This window comes from Thainema salinarum CENA647 (assembly GCF_057732415.1).
On sequence record NZ_JBYJZJ010000015.1, the window covers coordinates 197393 to 214026 of the forward strand.

A 16634-nucleotide genomic window follows, 5' to 3' on the forward strand; every position below is an offset into this window, starting at 1 on the left:
CAGTGGCACACCTAAAACAGGGTAGTAGCCGATGCATCCATTTTTAACGCATCTGGAATGAGCTTTTGATTAGATTTCGGATGTCTTATCTGCATCTATATCGGAAGCAAAGTTCAATGCTTGCCACAACCCATGCAATCGGCCAGATCGCAGAAGCCACTATCAAAAGCAGCCAAGAGCGCCAACAAGATAGCGGTGTTGTCTTGTCTTTGAGAAAAACCAGTAACAGCAAAACTGCTGTGGCTAAAGATCCTGAGCAATATACGATAAGCAACATGGTGAGAACTGGAGATTTTGCGGACTAAGAAACTACAGTGAGCTGATCAGAACTGAACATTTATTGGGTTTAAAGCCAACACATACAGGTCTCTTTCTTCTTCTTGCTTCAGCGAAAAACACCTAGAACAGGACAATTTGAGACTGTACACAATTCTTCATTGCCACTTTATTCTTAAATCAGTAGATTTATGGGTATTTAAAGTGACAAAGCATCTATAGTGACAGTAAACTCAGGTACACTGCGAAATTTGAGCTTATAAAAATTCTTTATCGATACTTTATCCTTAAATCAGTAGAATGAAATACCCCGCCGCAAGCGGACGGGGTATCAGAATCAAAAAAGAGCAAGTTGATTATCCCGATGCAATTTGAGGTAATCTTTGCCTTGGGCTTGAACATATTTGGCGATCATTCCTTCATCCCCGTGGCGGCCTACTGTACTCGCAAAATATCCATCACTCCAAAACTCGCCTCCCCAAAGTTTCTGCTTCACTTGAGGGCATCGTTTGAAAACTTCTCGTGCAGTTAAACTTTTCAGCATCGTTACCAGTTTGGTCACACTATAGGTCGGCACGGACTGCACTAGAAAATGGACATGGTCTTTGTCCACTCCAATTTCGACAAACTTCACCTCGTAGCGTTTCTCGATTTCGAGGCAGACCTCTCGCAGAACCGCATCTACTTGCTCATCAAACACAACCCGTCGATACTTTGCTGGAAACACTAAGTGGTATAGCAAAACTGTTACGTTATGACTCTTGTGGATGTACTCACTCATTCTTAGATCTTACGCCGCAGAGCGGCGGGGAATGGACCCGAAGAGATTCAAGGGTGTTTAAAGTGTCAAAACGGTCACATTTTATTCTCAACTTAACTGAGAACGAAAACGATTGATGCTAATACCTAAAAAGAAAAGAGCAAAGATAAACAGCGCAATGATATTGATCCAGAGGGCTTCAATGCCAACGTCTTTCAGAATCAGGCTGCGGCAGATGTGAACATAGTGGCGCAGCGGATCGAAAAACGATAGGGCACGGAAAAATGGCGGCATTGTTTCAATGGGTGCGATCGCACCTGAGAGCTGAATCAGCGGCACGTTGAAAAAGAATGAGGTGAGCACCACCTGCTGCTGATTATTGGCTAGCGTCGCCAGCAAAATACCAATGCCAATACAAACAAATAAGTATAGAGCCGATAAGCTCAAAAATAATAGATAATTACCGCGAAACGGCAAATGAAAAATCAATAATCCAATGGCTGAGGCCAGCAATACGTCTCCCAAAAGCAGCACAAACAGCGGGATAATCTTGGCGACCAAAATTTCCCAACCTGCGGCTGGCGTCATTAGGAGCTGTTCGAGCGTTCCGACATCTTTTTCGCGGATCACTGTAGTGGAGGACACCAGCGATCCGGTCAGCGTCAGAACCACGCCGATCACGCCGGGTACAAAAAACCAGCTACTCAGCAGGCCGGGGTTATAGAGAAATTTGACCTGAGTTTCGACGGGTGGCGCTTGAGCTTGCGGGTTAGAGAATTGCCGGAGTGACTGGTTGTAGCGGTTAACGATTTGCTGCACGTACCCCCGCGCAATCCCTGCCGTATTGGCATCAACACCATCAATTAGCACTTGGATATGGGCGGGTTGGCTGCTTCTTAGTTTCTCGCTAAAGTCGGGTGGGATAACGATTCCAGTCGTCACTTGGCCCGTACTCACCTGATCACCCAAATCGGCTTGGCTGGTGGCGTAAGCCCGTACTTCAAATACATCATTTTCTACCAGTGCAGCCACTAATTCGCGACTGTCAGCCGTGCGGCTGTAGTCCACGATACCAAGACTCAAGCCGCTAACTTCCGGGTTGAGCGCCAAGCCAAATACCAGCAGCTGAATTGTGGGCGGAAACAGCAGCAGAAACACAATCTGCTTATTCCGCAGGATCTGCTGCACCTCTTTCTTCATCAGCGGCCAGAGGCGGGAGCTGGATAAGTAGCTAAATAGGCGGCGGAGGGAGAGCATGAGGGATTTTGAATTTTAGATTTTGGATTGTGAATGGCGTGATCTGTAGAGTTAGTCTGAAAACTGCATGCGGTGGAGGATGCGGATGGCCATTAGGAAGAAAAAGCCGCCGATCAATGCGATCGCAACTGGAGCGAGGCCAATACCAGTCCAGCCAGTGCCACGCACTAGGGCATCGCGGGTGATGGCAATGTAGTAGCGAGCCGGAATTACGTTTGAGACAAGGGACAGCGGAAAAGGGATATTGTCAATTCGATAGATAAAGCCAGAGAGCAGCAGTGCGGTCAAGAATCCGACGATGGCTGTACCCTGAACGGCACCTGTTTGATTGCCAGCTCGAACGCCGACAAAGAGACCAAAGGCCACGCCTGCCAGTAGAAACAGTAATGTACCTACAATTAACGTCGTCGGGTCACCTCGGACTCGGATACCAAATAGAATGGCTGCCACCGTAAGCGTTAAGACAGCTTCTCCCAATCCAATCACCACATAGGCCAGCTCTTTACCCAGCAGCCATTCAAAAGCGCTCAGATCCGAAGCGTAAATTTGAACGATGGTACCCTGTTCTTTTTCGCGCACAGTTGCGATCGCGGCTAGCATGGAGGGAAACACCCACAGAATGACGCCAAAAATGCCGGGGACAATATAAAGCGCTTCTTCCCGACCGGGATTAAACCACAGCCGCGTGTCTGTAACGACCTGGGGCTGGGCCTGATCGGGCATGAGCTGGCTACTACGGAGGAAAAACTGGGTGGCGGCACGAATACCGTTTTGGATGACGCGGGCATTATTCACGTCGGTGCCATCCACCAACACCTGCACGACAACCGGATCACGTTCCTTGATGGATTGAGAGAAGTCAGGCGGTATGATCACGGCGGCCTTGGCTCGATCCAAATCCAGCGTCAGCATTGGATCGCCTTCAATCAGCGGTCTCGGCACAAATTGGTTGGTGGCAAAAATGCGCTCTACATAGCTGCGGCTGAGCGAGCTATTGTCAAAATCCTGCACGCTGAGCGGAATATTTTTAGACTCCAAGCGAATAGCGTAACCGTAGATCAGCAGCACCGCCAGCGGCAGAACAAAGGCCAGCGCCACCGTCAGCCGATCGCGCCGAAACTGGGCTAGCTCTTTAATACACTGGGAAATCACTCGTTTCATAGGTTCTCTCCCTCTGCCCGTTGCACAATTCCAATAAAGGCATCTTCGAGCGAGAATGGAATCGGCTGCACCGACTGGATCTGAATTTGCGCGTCCTGCAACCATTGCTTGATTCGGGATAACTCCTGCTCCGGATCGTCAAGCACTAGGTGTAGCCGATCGCCAAAGATGGCAACTCGCCAATCGTCTAGCTGCTGCTTCAGCAAGTCAGAAGCAGCTTGAGTTTGGTCAGTGATCAGCTCAATCAACTGCCCCGGCTGGCTGGTTTTAATCTCATTCGGTGAACCTTGTGCCACCACCTGTCCCGCCACCATAAAGGCCATATTGTTGCAGTTTTCAGCTTCTTCCAGGTAATGCGTCGTGACTAAAATTGCCGTACCGCGTCGAGCAAAATCGCGAATCAATCGCCAAAACTGGCGTCGCGCCAGGGGATCAACGCCGGAGGTGGGTTCATCTAGAAATAAAATATCCGGCTCATGCATCACCGATGCGCCAAAGGCTACTCGCTGCTTCCAGCCTCCCGGCAAGCTGCCAGTGAGAATATTCTCCCGTCCTTCCAGCCCACAGGTGGCAAGTACCCAGTCGATCTTCTCAGCCTGTAAGCGTTTGGGCACGCCATACACGCCGCAGTAGAAACTGAGATTTTGCAGAATCGTCAAATCGTCATACAGCGTAAATTTCTGGCTCATGTAGCCAATCCGCGATCGCACTTCTGATCGATTGAGATTGGCGGTTTCGCCCGCGAGTTGAATCGCGCCACCGCTAGCCGGGAGTAGGCCACAGAGCATTTTAATCGTCGTCGTTTTGCCAGCTCCATTCGCGCCCAGCAGCCCATAGATTTCGCCATAGCGCACAGTCAGGTCTACGCTTTTGACGGCTTGAAAATCACCAAAGGTTTTCTGGAGTGACTGAGCTGCGATCGCAGTTTCACCTTTCTCTTTGCCGGAACGGTAGGCGGGAAACGGAATATAGGGAGGGTCGGAACCTTGCTGTCGCAGTCGATTTACAAATACATTTTCCAGCGTCGGCGCATCGAGGCGAACAGTAGTGAGTGGAATCTGCTGCTGCGCCAGGATGTGGCGGATTTGCTGCTCGCCTTGCTCTGCATCGGTGACGAGAACATCTAAGCGATCGCCAAAGGTTTGTACATCGACGATGGTTTGATCCCCCCCAGCCCCCCTTAAAAAGGGGGGAGTAGAGGTATTTGAAGTCCCCCTTTTTAAGGGGGATTTAGGGGGATCTCCGGCACTAACTGAACTTGGAAGATCCCCCCCAGCCCCCCTTTTCAAGGGGGGAGTAGATTGCAAAGCCTCTTCAGCTCTTGCTACGTCATCTGTCCAGACTTCCAGCCGCTGCAAGCCTAGGCTTTCTCGTAGGGTGGCGAGGGTGCCGATTTGCTGAATTTCGCCATCGTAAATCAGGGCAATTCGGTGGCAGCGTTCGGCTTCGTCGAGGTAGGGCGTTGCGGCTATAACCGTTACGCCCTCAGCAGCGACGGCTGCCAGCAAGTCCCAGAATTCCCGCCGCGAAACTGGATCGACGCCCGTAGTTGGTTCGTCTAGCAGCAGCACGGTCGGATTAGCAATCAGGGCACAGCACAGCGCCAGCTTTTGCTTCATGCCGCCGGATAGCTGTCCTGCCAGCCGATCACCGAACTGCTCTAGCCCAACTCGCTGAAGTAAATAGGGGGCACGTTCCGCAAATCGGGCATCTGATACCCGCCGTAAACCCGCACTGTAGCGCAGGTTTTCCATAATGCTGAGGTCGGCGTAGAGAGAAAACTTTTGGGTGAGGTAGCCCAGGTTTAATCTTGCGGCTCGTGGCGGTTTGCCGAGTACGCTCACTTGGCCGCTACTTGCCTCGCGTACTCCCGCCAGAATCTGGAACGTGGTTGTCTTGCCAGCACCATCGGGGCCAATCAGGCCAAAGATTTCACCGGGTTGAACAGCAAAGCTGATCCCCTTCAACGCTGAGATCGCACCATAAGATTTATGCAGGTCACGAACTGCGATCGCAACCTGCTCCTCTTGAGTGAAAGACGATACTGCACCGACTGAAAATCCCGCTGAAGAAGTCATCTCACCGCCTGCTCCTCTAGCTCCTCCTGCCCCTCCACTGACAGCAAAATTTCCCCATCCGCAGGCATCCCTGGCTTTGCGTATCCAGCCGGATTTTCAATGCCCAGCCGTAGGCCAAACACCTGCGTCACTCGGTCATCCTGGAAGTAAATATTTTCCGGCGTAAACGAGGCTTCAGTATCAATGGCAATGACCGTAGCATTCAGCGGCTGATCTGGGGCGGAATCTAAGAAGACATGGGCAGGCTGCCCCACCCGCACGTTACCGATTTCGCCTTCGGCGATGTAGCCGCGCAGGTAGACATCGTTCAGATCAATTACCGTCATTACCGTTGTGCCAGCGGCGATTACCTCCCCCGGCTCCACCATGCGCGTCACCACCACACCATCAATCGGGCTGGTGATTTCTAGATTAGCCAGTCTCGCCTCAACCTCGTTTTGATTTGCGATCGCACGTTCCACTTCGGCTTGAGCAGCGGCGAGTTGGGCGTTGGCCTGCTCAAGCTGGCGCTGCAATCGGGTAATCTGAGCGGTACGAATATCGGGATTGAGCTGGCTAGTTTCTGCCTGCGTGAGTCCACCCTGAGCGGCTCTTACCTGCCGCTCGGCAGCAGCGACCGATGCTTGCCGAGCGGCTAGCGTATCTTGAGCGGTTTCAAAGCGGGTTTGAGCCTGGTCAAACTGCTGCTGCGGAATCGCGCCATTGTTCACCAACACCTGAAAGCGATCGCGCTCTAGTCGGGCTAGCTTCAGTTCAGACTCAGCCTGCTCTACCTGAGCTTGGGCAGATGCGAGCTGCGCTTGGGCTGTGGCCACCGTTGCTTCGGCCTGGTTGACTCGTCCTGCCGTATCCCCTTGCGACTGCTGCAACGTCAGCCGCGCTTCTTCAATTTGGCTTTGAATGACTCCAATTTGACTCTGTGCCTGATTTACCTGCTGATCAGCCGCGGCCCGATTCGCTTTGGCAGCGGCCAGCGTAGCCTGTAGCTCATCGTCTTCTAATCGAGCCACCACCTGCCCCTGTTGCACAGAGTCACCTTCTCTGACGGCGACTGATTCGATGCGGCCACCCGTCTTCGCGCCCAAGTCTGTTTCGTAGCCTTCAATTCGCCCGCTTAGCTCCAGCTCATTCTCATCCGGCTGTAGCAGCCAATGCCTCACTCCAAATCCCACAGCGACCAATAATAGACCAATTGGTACCAACAGCAGCAGCTTTTTCGGTCGCTGCGATCGCAGTTTTGCGTCGGGTGCAGACTGGGAATTATCGGGGCTGGCTGGCTGTTGTGGTGCAACCTGAGTCATAATCGCAAACCCAGAAACAATAGAGAGACGAATGAAGACCAATCGAGGACTTCATTGTAAAGCGGCTTAAATAGTACGCAGCGTACTGTTTGCAACTTGAGAAATATAAATAGCATTATTTATACTATACGGTATAGTATAGCTATGAATCCTAAAAAAGTTACATAAAATCTTATTTCTACCACGCTACTCTTCCCCATCGGCTTTGCGAATTCGCTCAACATCATGCCCTCATCCCTCACCCCTACTACGGCCATGCAGAAACGTAACCAAATTCTACAAGGAGCGCTCGAAATTTTCCTGCATCAGGGATATGAAGGCACCAGTATGGATCGGGTTGCTGCTGCTGCTGGTGTTTCCAAAATCACTATCTATAAGCATTTCGAGGATAAAGAAGGATTGTTTGTAGCGCTGATTGAGCAGGTTACTCGTCAGCGATTTAATCAAGTCTTTGGCACGCTGTCTTTGACGGAAGATCCGGCTCATGTCCTGCACCACATTGCTCAAAAGTTTATGCAGCTGGTCAGTGGTGATGAAGAGTATGTGGCTTTTCTGCGATTGATTATTGGTGAGTCGGGTCGCTTCCCGGAACTGGCAAAGCTTTTTATTAAGGCGCTGCCGCAAAAGGTGTGGCATGTGCTCAGCCAGTACTTTGCGGCTCACCCAGAGTTGAATTTGCCCCATCCAGAGGCTACAGCGCGGATTTTTACGGGCACGTTAATGAGCTACGCCATGACGCAGCACATTCTGCACGGTCAGCAGATCGCCCCGATTGAGCCGGAGGTGCTGACTGAAAGCCTAATTCAGCTCATTACCAGCCAGCGAGCTTCAGGCCACTGATTGTTTCACGGGCCGAGTTACCGATGCTGATTGCCAAAAGTCGCGAATTTGTAGTTCGACCGCTTGCGGGTATTCTGCATGGAAGAAGTGGCGACCGTTTGGGCAGTGCCAAATGCGATCGCATTCTTTCAGCCAGGGTCGCCAGTGGTCGATTTGATTGGAATCGACAATTAAGTCGTTGTCTCCTCCACAAACGAGCAAGGGAACCTGGACGCGACCGGGTGAGAGATGCTCGCGGCGCAGCAGGCTATGGGGAGCCGGAGACGTTGCCAAATCCCGCTCCAGCAGCTTAATTAAGCCTTTGGCTCGGCGGCAGCTTTGGGAGCCGAACATATTCCGCACCATCTGCGCCATCACAATCGAGCGGCTACAGGGGAGCAACTGCCGCTGCACGTAATAGTGGGCCTGCCAGTCCACGGTAGGGTTAACGCCAACGGAAAGCAGCGTGAGCGACTGAACCCGCTCTGGATGCCGCCGCGCATAGCGCAGTCCCAGCAGTCCGCCAGTGCTGTGGCCGATCAGATGAATTTTGCGATCGCGGTTTTTCAAATAATCATGCAGCAGCACCAATGCTTTCTCTAGGGAACAGGGTTCGTCTTGGGTTTGGGAATATTCCCAATGTGCGATCGCGCTATCCTGCGCCAGCTCTCGCAGGAGCGGTTTATGGAAATCCACAAAGCTGGGATTGACGCTCAGCCACAGGGCATCGGTGATATTAGAGGCGATAGTAGACATGTTGTTTCTCCCACACAATTAAAAAGTTTTCTCGTTAAACTGCGATTCAGTAGCCGTTAATCAAGTTGAATGTGGCACATACAGAACAGATATTCGTAGGGGCGCATGGCCATGCGCCAGTGCAATATTTTCAGCGATTAGTGGCTAATCCATAGCTTAGCAGCTTATTGAGAATAATATGCAATAAATTCCCAGGAGTTGGCGAATCCGCTACTGGCAGACATGAGTCTCAATCGACTCAGGATGTGCTTAGCACTCAAATCCTTTTCTCATGACCTCTTAGTTGAGTTTATGGTGTATCAAAATTACCCAGCTTTATTAAAAAGTTCTTCAATTCCATAGATATTTAATTGCAGATAACGATCTTGTAAATCAATAGCACGTCTGATTAGATCTAGATCATCAGTTTCATCTGCTTCGCGCAAGATTTCGTTTAGTGCTGAAATCAAGGGTTGAGTATGCCAAAGTTGATCTGATTGAATTTCCGTTTCCAGCTTTTCAGCAAGAAGCTCAGCCATATCTAGAGCCTGCAAAGGATCACGTCGAGATTCATAACTTAACCATTCGAGAAAATCGTAAAGATCATATCCATCTGTAGACATTGAAAGTTTATTGAGAAAAGCAACTGCAAGTTCATATCCACGGCGTCCTTTACTTACTTCTTTAGCAAAACATTTTTCAATTTCGTTAAGAACTCTGTTTGGTAAGCTTTCCTGATGCAAGGCAGTTATGAGTCCGGAATGACACTTGGCGGTATGCTCGTACCGATTGAGATTAGCTGAAAATACCTGAATCTAGTTCCACCCAAGTTTGTGTTGAGTAGAATTGAGGCAGAGAGTTCAGCAGGCCAAAGCCGATGGCTCAGCAACGACGCAAGCGTGGCACAGCAGGCGATAAAACGATTTGTCTGCCCATTGCAGACGACCTTGACTACGAGGTCTTAGTAGAAGACCGGGAAGCCTTTCGCCAGTATCTCAACGAGCAGATCGCATCCCACCCGGAACTGTTTCCCGACGGGATTGAGGCAGGCTATCGCTTTCACGGATGGGTCGAGTCCTCTCGTCAACAGCTCAAGACCCGGCGGATTTTGCTGCCGAGTACCGGAGAGGCTTATCAACTGCGTCCCGATTTGGTGATGCCGTACATGAGCGAGACGGCGGAGATGGCCGACAAAGCGCTCTATTTAAGAAAGCATGGCCTGTCGTATGAGGGGATTGCCTATGTGCTGGGCCGTTCTGAGATGCACTGGTATCGGCTCTGTCAGTCGTTCGGTCGAGCCTCGATTGTGGGCAGTACCCTCAAAAGGGAAACGGCGCTCCCCCCCATCTAGTTGCCGATGAGAAGCATTGTGATTGGCACGGGCAGCGAGTCTATCTGGCAGTGACAGCGGCGCAAGGGTGCGTCCTGGGAGCCAGTCTCAGTGCCAATGCGGGTCAGGATGGATTAACCGCAGCCTATGGGGTATTCCAGCAGGAAGCTGCCCATCATGTTCCCGACTATGCGCCCGAGACGGTGACGACTGATGGTTGGGAGGCCACCCGAGCCGCTTGGGAGGAGCTATTCCCTGGCCTGGTCTGGATTCTGTGCTTCCTGCATGAGGTGATTAAAATTCGCGATGGGTGCCGCTCTAAACCAGTCCTGGGTCAGCAACTAGCCGACAAGCTTTGGCATCTGTATCGGGGCCAGAGCAAACGTCACTTTGCTCAACGGTTGCGTCGGTTGCTGGAGTGGGTGAACACCCACGCGTTGCCCCAGGCCATTGACGCTCGCTTGCGACGCCTCAACGACAAATCTCACGTCTTCCAACGCGCCTTTGACTTCCCTGACGCCTATCGCACCAGCAATCAGGTTGACCGTCCGATGAACTATCTTGACCGCATCTTGTATGCCATGCAAGATTTTCATGGATTCTGGGACTCGGCGGAACAGTCGGTGCGCTCGATGGCCTTACTCTGGAACTTCCATCCCTTTTGTCGCAAGACTCGCAAAGCAATGGGCGGGTGCTTATGCCCCTTTGAGCAACTCAACGGCTTCCGCTATCACGACAACTGGGTTCGCAATTGGCTGATTGCCTCATCGTTGAATGGCAGAAGACCATTGCTCAGGAACGCTGACACAAAATAAGTTGGAACTAGACCTGAATAACTCCTCTCCATGCATCATCATTCAGATCTGCCAACGTATTAAATATCTGATCTTGTTCGATATGTCCTGCAAGATGAGCCAATGCAGAAATACGGCCCCAAGTACCACCAGCTTCGTCTATTCCTTCGTGTAAGAGACGATCCAAATATGGAACAACCTGATGAAAGTTATCTCGATACTGATAGTAAAAACATTGTTCTGTATGCTTCCATAGCAAAGGTTGAGGTTTTTGAAAAACATCAGCTAACAACTGCCATCCCAAAGCAGGTTGCTTGTACATCAAGAAGGGAAGATGTTCAACGATAGGAATACGTACATGGGTAGCTGTGTTACGTGAGAAGTAATGTAACAAATATGGAAGTAATTCTGGTAAAGATTGGCCTTTTTCTAAAAGATTGTTGCAAAGCTTAATTGCACTTTTTGCAGCTATTCCTAAAGTCGAGTTAAGAGCATGATAAACAAGATTTTTCTCATTAATTTCATTTATCTCATCATCTAGAGACTTAAAGCAAGTCCAAAAGAGCAATAGTGTTAGACGCTCAGATGATTTAGAATCATTTAATACATCACAACAAGCTTCCAGAGCTCTACTAACTGCCCGGCCATCCTTCCAAATAATTGAATACCGTTCCAATAGATATAACAGCCCTGCTGCAAGTGCTTCTTTATCAGGTAGAGGTTCTATCGGTTGCCATGCGTTTTCTGGATTTGGTCGCACGTCACCAAAGCGATAGAGCAAGTGTGTTGAAATTCCTTCAATCAGAGCATGTGTATATGCTTCATGTAAATCTGACTCAAAAAAACCAGAGTATAAATCTAAAAAGTGAATAGGATGCAAGGAGCAAGCTTCACGCAGAATACTCACAACGCCATTAAAACCGCGAGCTAAATCACGATCAAAAAAGTCTGAGTGTAGATACTGCTGATAATACTGCAATAGGCGAAAAAGAGACTCATCTGAAAGCTTTAGCAAGTTTTCTTTAGATAAAGGTGGCAGTATAGCTCCACCTCTAGAATAAATTTCAGGTTCGGGCTGGCTATAGCCAAAATGATTTTGCCAAGTATCAATGAAAGTCTGTGTTTCTGCAATTCTGAAGAAAGGAGAAATCCAAATAAGAAGATTATAAGTTTTACGATATTGCCAGAAGGATGAACTATTTTGATCGTTTTCTTGAACGGCGCATGATGAGAGAATGATTGTTTGGTTATTGATCTGTGTAGTTTCTGAGATACAGCAATCTCAAACAGGACATGAACAGTAACCATACATGAAGGCTTTCTCAAAGATGAAGGTTTGCAGATGAGTCGCCAGATAAAAGAGGAGTTTGACCGAGCGAAAGGAGTGGCACAAGCGGGCAAATTTACGACTAAATCGCTTGGCCTGTAACCAAACATCTTCGACCGGATTTTGCTCGGGTGCATTAGGCGCAAGCTGAATGCAAGTGAGTTTCCAGTGCTGCTCTCGAGTACCATGATTCTGTTGACTCAGGTAGTTGCGAACCACCTTGGAACGGTGGTAGCTGGCTCCATCCCAGATGATGAAAAAGCGAGTGGACTCATCATACTGAGATTGAAGATACTTCAGAAAGGCCACGGTATTGTGCTGATTGCCTGCCTCATACTCATGAATAACAAAGCTCTTGCTCAAATAGTCCAAGGCTCCATAGTAGGTCTGCCGCTCTCGAATGGAGGCAATGGGGATGTCCACTCGCTGATTGCGCCGACTCCATCCATATCCACGGAGGTCTCCCCAGAGCAGATGGCACTCATCGAGAAACATCACTCGCACCTGCCCACTGGCGATCTCGGCTCGCCACTGAGCCAGCAACTGTTGAATCTCGGCTTTTTTGCCTCGACTTTGGCCTCCTCTTGGCCCGGATGCACCGAGTGGGATTTCTTCCAGCTAAACCCTGCGTCTTTGAGCAGTTGGGTATAGCTTTGGGCTGAGCGATAGAGCACTCCATAGCGCTCTTCAATCTGCTCAACAAGCTCCTCTAGTGTCCACCAGTTTTTCTGCTGCAACCACTCAAAGATGTCCTGTTTCTGCTCGGCGCTTAAATAGCCTTGGGTGCCCCAGTAGTGGGATTTCAGTCCCTCGACTCCTCGCTCTTCATAGCGCTGGTGACTCGCACTAATAAATCCCAGAGAAACCTGTAGGATATCTCGGATCGCCCGATAGCTTTGACCTCTCTGGTGCAGTTGCACGGCCAAGGCGCGTTTCAGTTCTTGGGCAGAGGGATTACTTTGGATAAATTCTTCCAGGGAGGTCATGGCTGATTTACTTCGGTGAGGATAACTCTTTATTCTATTCTCCCTCGTTCATTACCTATTTGTGATTGCTGTATACGGGTAGCTCATTTGCATAAGTCCACCTAATTCATAGCTAAGTTCACTATTACAAATAAGTTCTTGGTCTTGAAGTTGAAACTCAATTCCAGAAATATTTTCTTCTATATTTTCTTTGTAAGATTGAATAATTAGATAGCGAAGATATGGTTCTTGAGTATCACGTAAATTTGGTTCATATAACTTCCACCAAGCATCGTTTTCACGAGCTCTATGCTTTAACGCTTCCTCTACCCCAGAAAAAATTTCTGTTAAACCAGTCACTGGATAGATATCAATTTTACTATGTGCTATATGCCAAGAAGTTTCTTGGAGAAAACCAATTCGTATTTCGCTCCAGCGGGCTAAATCTTTTAAGACTAGAGTAAGCAATTGATCTGATTGCTTTAAACGTTCTTCTAAAAATCTCTCATGATGAAAATTATGTGGTGAGCAGTGAAGCTTATCTCGTAGATCCCATTTCTGGAGATCTTCAGGCAAAATATCTTTAGTAATGTATCTCCATAGCAAATCATCACCAGAGTTTGTGGCATGTACCCATTGACTGATAATTCTGCCAAGTGAGTCTCTTTCATCACCAGAATCTTTAACTAAGATTTCCAACAGTTCTCGAATACCCTCAGCATTCCAATCTTGCAGGTTGTTCAATCCACCAAGAATAATTCTGATTAGTCTTTGTTCATCAAACCAATTAAAAGCAATTGCTTGCCGCCATAGAGTAATAACCTCTGTAGCATCAGAGTTTATCCATGTTCGCAATTTCCAACAAAACTCACGTAGCCAATCTTCTCGCTCCTCCGAAGCTTGAGCAGCATCTAGCCAGTAGTTTTTGAGAAAATGCAGCCAAGCAGTTGACTGAGTTCGTACTAACAGACGACGAAACAAGTCAGGATAATTCTGGAAGATTCTACGAAACAATCGCCAATCATCTTCTATAGGAATAATTTCAGCCAATGATTCACAAACTAAACGCTTCACATGGTAAGCGATTTCCTTATGTGATAGAACTTGTCTAATTTGTCTTCTAAAAAGTTGTGGTTGGTGTGACCGTAGAAAAAAGAAAAAAGCTCGGACTGCTGGACGGATAAAAGGAAGCTGGGGGTGGTCGATAATAAATTCCACCAAAGTTTTACTTTTAGCTAATGCAGAACGTACAACTAGGCATTCTGCTAAGGTTTGATGGCTAAAAGATAAGCTACCTGAAGAAGAATCCCATAGGATTTCCTGACTAATTAGAAGCCTTACTATGTTTTCACTTGCAGCAAAATTAGTTCTGCTAAAAGATTGGCTACGGCTTTGCATCAAGGTATCTGCCATGTCTTGAAGGGCAGTTATAGCCTGATCTCCCAATCTTGAATTTAGAGCAATTACTTCATTTAGGAAGCTGTCATAAAGTTCATAAGCTGATGCAGGATTCAAACATCTGCCAACTTTCGCTAGTTCCCCATAAATTCGTAGATGCTGTGGTAGCTGCAACAACTCGCGAAGTTCAGAACTAATACTAGATGGATCAATGCCCCAACGAATGAGAAAGGGTTTTACAGTAGACTCAAAATCAAGTGGACACAGATGAATAGTGTGTTGCCATGAGCGTCCTCGTAGCAAAGGGTCATACTGTAAATCAAAATCACGACATGCTGCAATGACTGTTATGCTCACAATTTTTTCAAGCCTATCTATCAACCCTAGGAATACTTTAAGCGCACTATGTTGTCGGCTTAGCGAAAGCTCATCAAGGGAATCAATAATAACAACAACGGATCGAAATTTTGCCAGACGAGCACATTGGCCAACGATGTCTTCTGGTAATCCTCTATCTACCAAATCTTGTTCGTTGTTGATTTCTGTAAATAGATCGCTTTTGATAAACAACAGCCCATAGGCTTCTTGATTCTCAAGCTCATTGACTAAGTCTAGCAATAAACAGGTTTTTCCACTGCCAGGACGATCTGTCAATAAAATTGTCCGGTTGTCCTGTTCAATCAGTTCAGTGATTTGATTCAATTCAATACGAGGAATTTTCTCATCATCAATTGTGCATAACCAATTACGACCAATTCTCGAAGCCAGCCTGAAAGTTTCAAGAATTTCTGTTTCACTGCGCTCAGGCGTTGGTCTTAGTCCCAACATTCCTAGTTCAGCCCACACTTCCTCGCGATTAATAATGTGTTTTGTATCCTTTAGCGTAGCTTCATGTCCGGTTAAGTAACGCTCTAGAATTGGTATTACTAGATCAACAGATGGGGACAAACGCTCCAAATCAATACGATTTAAACGATCCCAATCTTCAAATGTATGTGGTGGGCCAAATTTAAGTCGTAAAACGAGACTAAAAGTTACTTCTTCTGGTCTTTCTATAATGCTTGCAAGTTTCTTCAAAGTACTGATCTGCTTTTTAGAATCCTCTCGTAGGAATGATTCGTAATCAGGAAAAGCTTTGCAGGCTTCAACTAGTGATTCTAACTCTCCAAAAGGCGTTCGAGAATAAAAAATGACCTTCGAGTTTTCTTTAGACTCCAACTGTATACGAGCTTTTTCTAGCTCTTCTTTTAAGATTTCATCAGCGAGTGACCACGATTTATAATCAGTCTGATTCTTCTTTACTTGAATAAAGCAAGCACGACCGTCTGCATATAAAACAACTACATCATCAACTGTGATTGGAAAGCTTTGTCCGGGTATACCAGTTGAGTCAACTTGAATACCGGAGATAGAATCATCCCCGAGCATACGTATCAGCCAATGTAATGCCACACGTAATTGGTATTCGTCACCTTGAGTTGACCGTTTTCCTGCAAGACTCATGCTTGGTTTCAATTAAATACATTTGCACCAATCGTAAATGATTTTCAAGATAATGGCTTTTGCTATATCGAACTTGGCAGAATACTATCGCCCATATCCAGGTCATCGGTGGACTCAAAGTAGACCACGTGATAGCCATCGGCTTCCAGCTCTCGCTGCAAGCGTGAAAGCTCAGTCGATTTGCCGCAGCCGATGTGCCCAGTAAAAAGCTGGCAGGTCGGTTCTTGTCCTGAAAAGGTGATTGTGCGCTGCATTTCCCGCACCAGATCGCTGCCCCGCACGCCCGAAAAATCGATGTAGTATTTTTCATCCTGGGGAGCGGTCAAATTTAGCGTTTTGCTGGGATTACAGGCCCGGAAAAAAGCACCGATATCAAATGGCATTCACTTGATCCTGAAGCATCGACACAATCTATAACCACCAACCTACGCGCATTTCCTGAAACCAGCGCGAAATTATCTGAAAAATTAATGTCGAAAGCCGGGTTGGTCGTCGACTTGCGATCGCACCTGAAGTTGATCCAGCGGATCACTATCTCAATGTCGTGCTTCTAGAGGCTGCTCAACGGCAGGCTCTATTGGATTGGCTTGATGCCGATCCGCTCAATATGCCCATACCCGCTACCATTCACCGCTGCCAAACGCTGAACCTGACCTGGCGCGATGCCCCGATGCGGATAGACGACAAGTTCTGGCCGCAAGAAGCAGAACTGCCGCAAGGTTCATAGCAAATGCAGATTCGGCTCGCACCCAAGCCCTTTCCAGGTTTGGTCTCAAGCCCACCATAGGGACACAGCATGCCGTAGCCCTACAAAGCCTGTTCCTAAATTAGGACGTAACTTCCCCAATTATCCTTCTTAGGAATAAAGCCAAGTTCGAGCAGAAATTATAAAATAGTAATGCTATATACAGAATCTTAAAAAGGAGGGTG

17 protein-coding genes are annotated in these 16634 nt (G+C 48.0%); 5 read left to right on the forward strand and 12 right to left on the reverse strand.

What is annotated here, in order from left to right:
- Positions 1 to 116 precede the first annotated feature (116 nt).
- Complete coding sequence (locus AC286M_RS02710) at positions 117 to 305, forward strand: hypothetical protein (protein ID WP_488202918.1); 189 nt, start codon at positions 117 to 119, stop codon at positions 303 to 305.
- A gap of 308 nt (positions 306 to 613) precedes the next feature.
- Here the strand turns inward: AC286M_RS02710 and tnpA are convergent, their stop codons facing one another.
- The 5 genes from tnpA to AC286M_RS02735 form a co-directional block, all read right to left on the reverse strand.
- Positions 614 to 1057: an IS200/IS605 family transposase gene (gene tnpA, locus AC286M_RS02715; RefSeq protein WP_488202591.1), complete on the reverse strand. Its 444-nt coding sequence runs from the start codon at positions 1055 to 1057 to the stop codon at positions 614 to 616.
- Positions 1058 to 1144: 87 nt separating this feature from the next.
- Entirely contained in the window at positions 1145 to 2293 is a 1149-nt protein-coding gene (locus AC286M_RS02720; protein ID WP_488202919.1) for an ABC transporter permease, read from the reverse strand.
- Positions 2294 to 2344: 51 nt separating this feature from the next.
- Positions 2345 to 3454, reverse strand: a complete 1110-nt coding sequence (locus AC286M_RS02725) for an ABC transporter permease (protein ID WP_488202920.1) — start codon at positions 3452 to 3454, stop codon at positions 2345 to 2347.
- Positions 3451 to 5532, reverse strand: coding sequence for an ATP-binding cassette domain-containing protein (locus AC286M_RS02730; RefSeq protein ID WP_488202921.1), 2082 nt, complete (start codon positions 5530 to 5532; stop codon positions 3451 to 3453). Before AC286M_RS02730 ends, AC286M_RS02725 begins: the two co-directional genes overlap by 4 nt.
- Positions 5529 to 6833, reverse strand: coding sequence for an HlyD family secretion protein (locus AC286M_RS02735; protein WP_488202922.1), 1305 nt, complete (start codon positions 6831 to 6833; stop codon positions 5529 to 5531). Before AC286M_RS02735 ends, AC286M_RS02730 begins: the two co-directional genes overlap by 4 nt.
- Before the next feature lie 225 nt (positions 6834 to 7058).
- On the opposite strand from AC286M_RS02735, the gene AC286M_RS02740 reads away from it, so the two are divergent.
- Positions 7059 to 7673, forward strand: coding sequence for a TetR/AcrR family transcriptional regulator (locus AC286M_RS02740; RefSeq protein WP_488202923.1), 615 nt, complete (start codon positions 7059 to 7061; stop codon positions 7671 to 7673).
- Here AC286M_RS02740 and AC286M_RS02745 read toward each other — a convergent pair.
- Both AC286M_RS02745 and AC286M_RS02750 read right to left on the reverse strand, forming a co-directional pair.
- Positions 7662 to 8408: an alpha/beta fold hydrolase gene (locus tag AC286M_RS02745; RefSeq protein WP_488202924.1), complete on the reverse strand. Its 747-nt coding sequence runs from the start codon at positions 8406 to 8408 to the stop codon at positions 7662 to 7664. The genes AC286M_RS02740 and AC286M_RS02745 overlap by 12 nt on opposite strands.
- Positions 8409 to 8713: 305 nt before the next feature.
- Positions 8714 to 9130, reverse strand: coding sequence for a hypothetical protein (locus tag AC286M_RS02750; RefSeq protein WP_488202925.1), 417 nt, complete (start codon positions 9128 to 9130; stop codon positions 8714 to 8716).
- A gap of 134 nt (positions 9131 to 9264) precedes the next feature.
- Between AC286M_RS02750 and AC286M_RS02755 the strand changes: the two genes are divergently transcribed.
- Complete coding sequence (locus AC286M_RS02755) at positions 9265 to 9738, forward strand: hypothetical protein (protein WP_488202633.1); 474 nt, start codon at positions 9265 to 9267, stop codon at positions 9736 to 9738.
- 50 nt (positions 9739 to 9788) lie between these two features.
- Positions 9789 to 10532, forward strand: a complete 744-nt coding sequence (locus AC286M_RS02760; protein WP_488202632.1) for a hypothetical protein — start codon at positions 9789 to 9791, stop codon at positions 10530 to 10532.
- 7 nt (positions 10533 to 10539) lie between these two features.
- Here AC286M_RS02760 and AC286M_RS02765 read toward each other — a convergent pair whose 3' ends face one another.
- The 5 genes from AC286M_RS02765 to AC286M_RS02785 form a co-directional block, all read right to left on the reverse strand.
- Positions 10540 to 11526 carry a hypothetical protein gene (locus tag AC286M_RS02765; protein ID WP_488202926.1) on the reverse strand — a complete coding sequence of 329 codons (987 nt, stop codon included), beginning with the start codon at positions 11524 to 11526 and terminating at the stop codon, positions 10540 to 10542.
- A 267-nt stretch (positions 11527 to 11793) separates the two neighbouring features.
- On the reverse strand, positions 11794 to 12381 hold the full coding sequence (locus AC286M_RS02770) for a transposase (protein ID WP_488202927.1): 588 nt from the start codon (positions 12379 to 12381) through the stop codon (positions 11794 to 11796).
- Positions 12333 to 12824 carry a helix-turn-helix domain-containing protein gene (locus AC286M_RS02775; protein ID WP_488202928.1) on the reverse strand — a complete coding sequence of 164 codons (492 nt, stop codon included), beginning with the start codon at positions 12822 to 12824 and terminating at the stop codon, positions 12333 to 12335. The genes AC286M_RS02770 and AC286M_RS02775 overlap by 49 nt, the downstream gene beginning before the upstream one ends.
- A gap of 51 nt (positions 12825 to 12875) precedes the next feature.
- Entirely contained in the window at positions 12876 to 15704 is a 2829-nt protein-coding gene (locus AC286M_RS02780) for an AAA family ATPase (protein ID WP_488202929.1), read from the reverse strand.
- Positions 15705 to 15766: 62 nt separating this feature from the next.
- Positions 15767 to 16087 carry a P-loop NTPase family protein gene (locus tag AC286M_RS02785; protein ID WP_488202930.1) on the reverse strand — a complete coding sequence of 107 codons (321 nt, stop codon included), beginning with the start codon at positions 16085 to 16087 and terminating at the stop codon, positions 15767 to 15769.
- Positions 16088 to 16248: 161 nt separating this feature from the next.
- On the opposite strand from AC286M_RS02785, the gene AC286M_RS02790 reads away from it, so the two are divergent.
- Entirely contained in the window at positions 16249 to 16431 is a 183-nt protein-coding gene (locus AC286M_RS02790) for a hypothetical protein (RefSeq protein ID WP_488202931.1), read from the forward strand.
- Positions 16432 to 16634 lie beyond the last annotated feature (203 nt).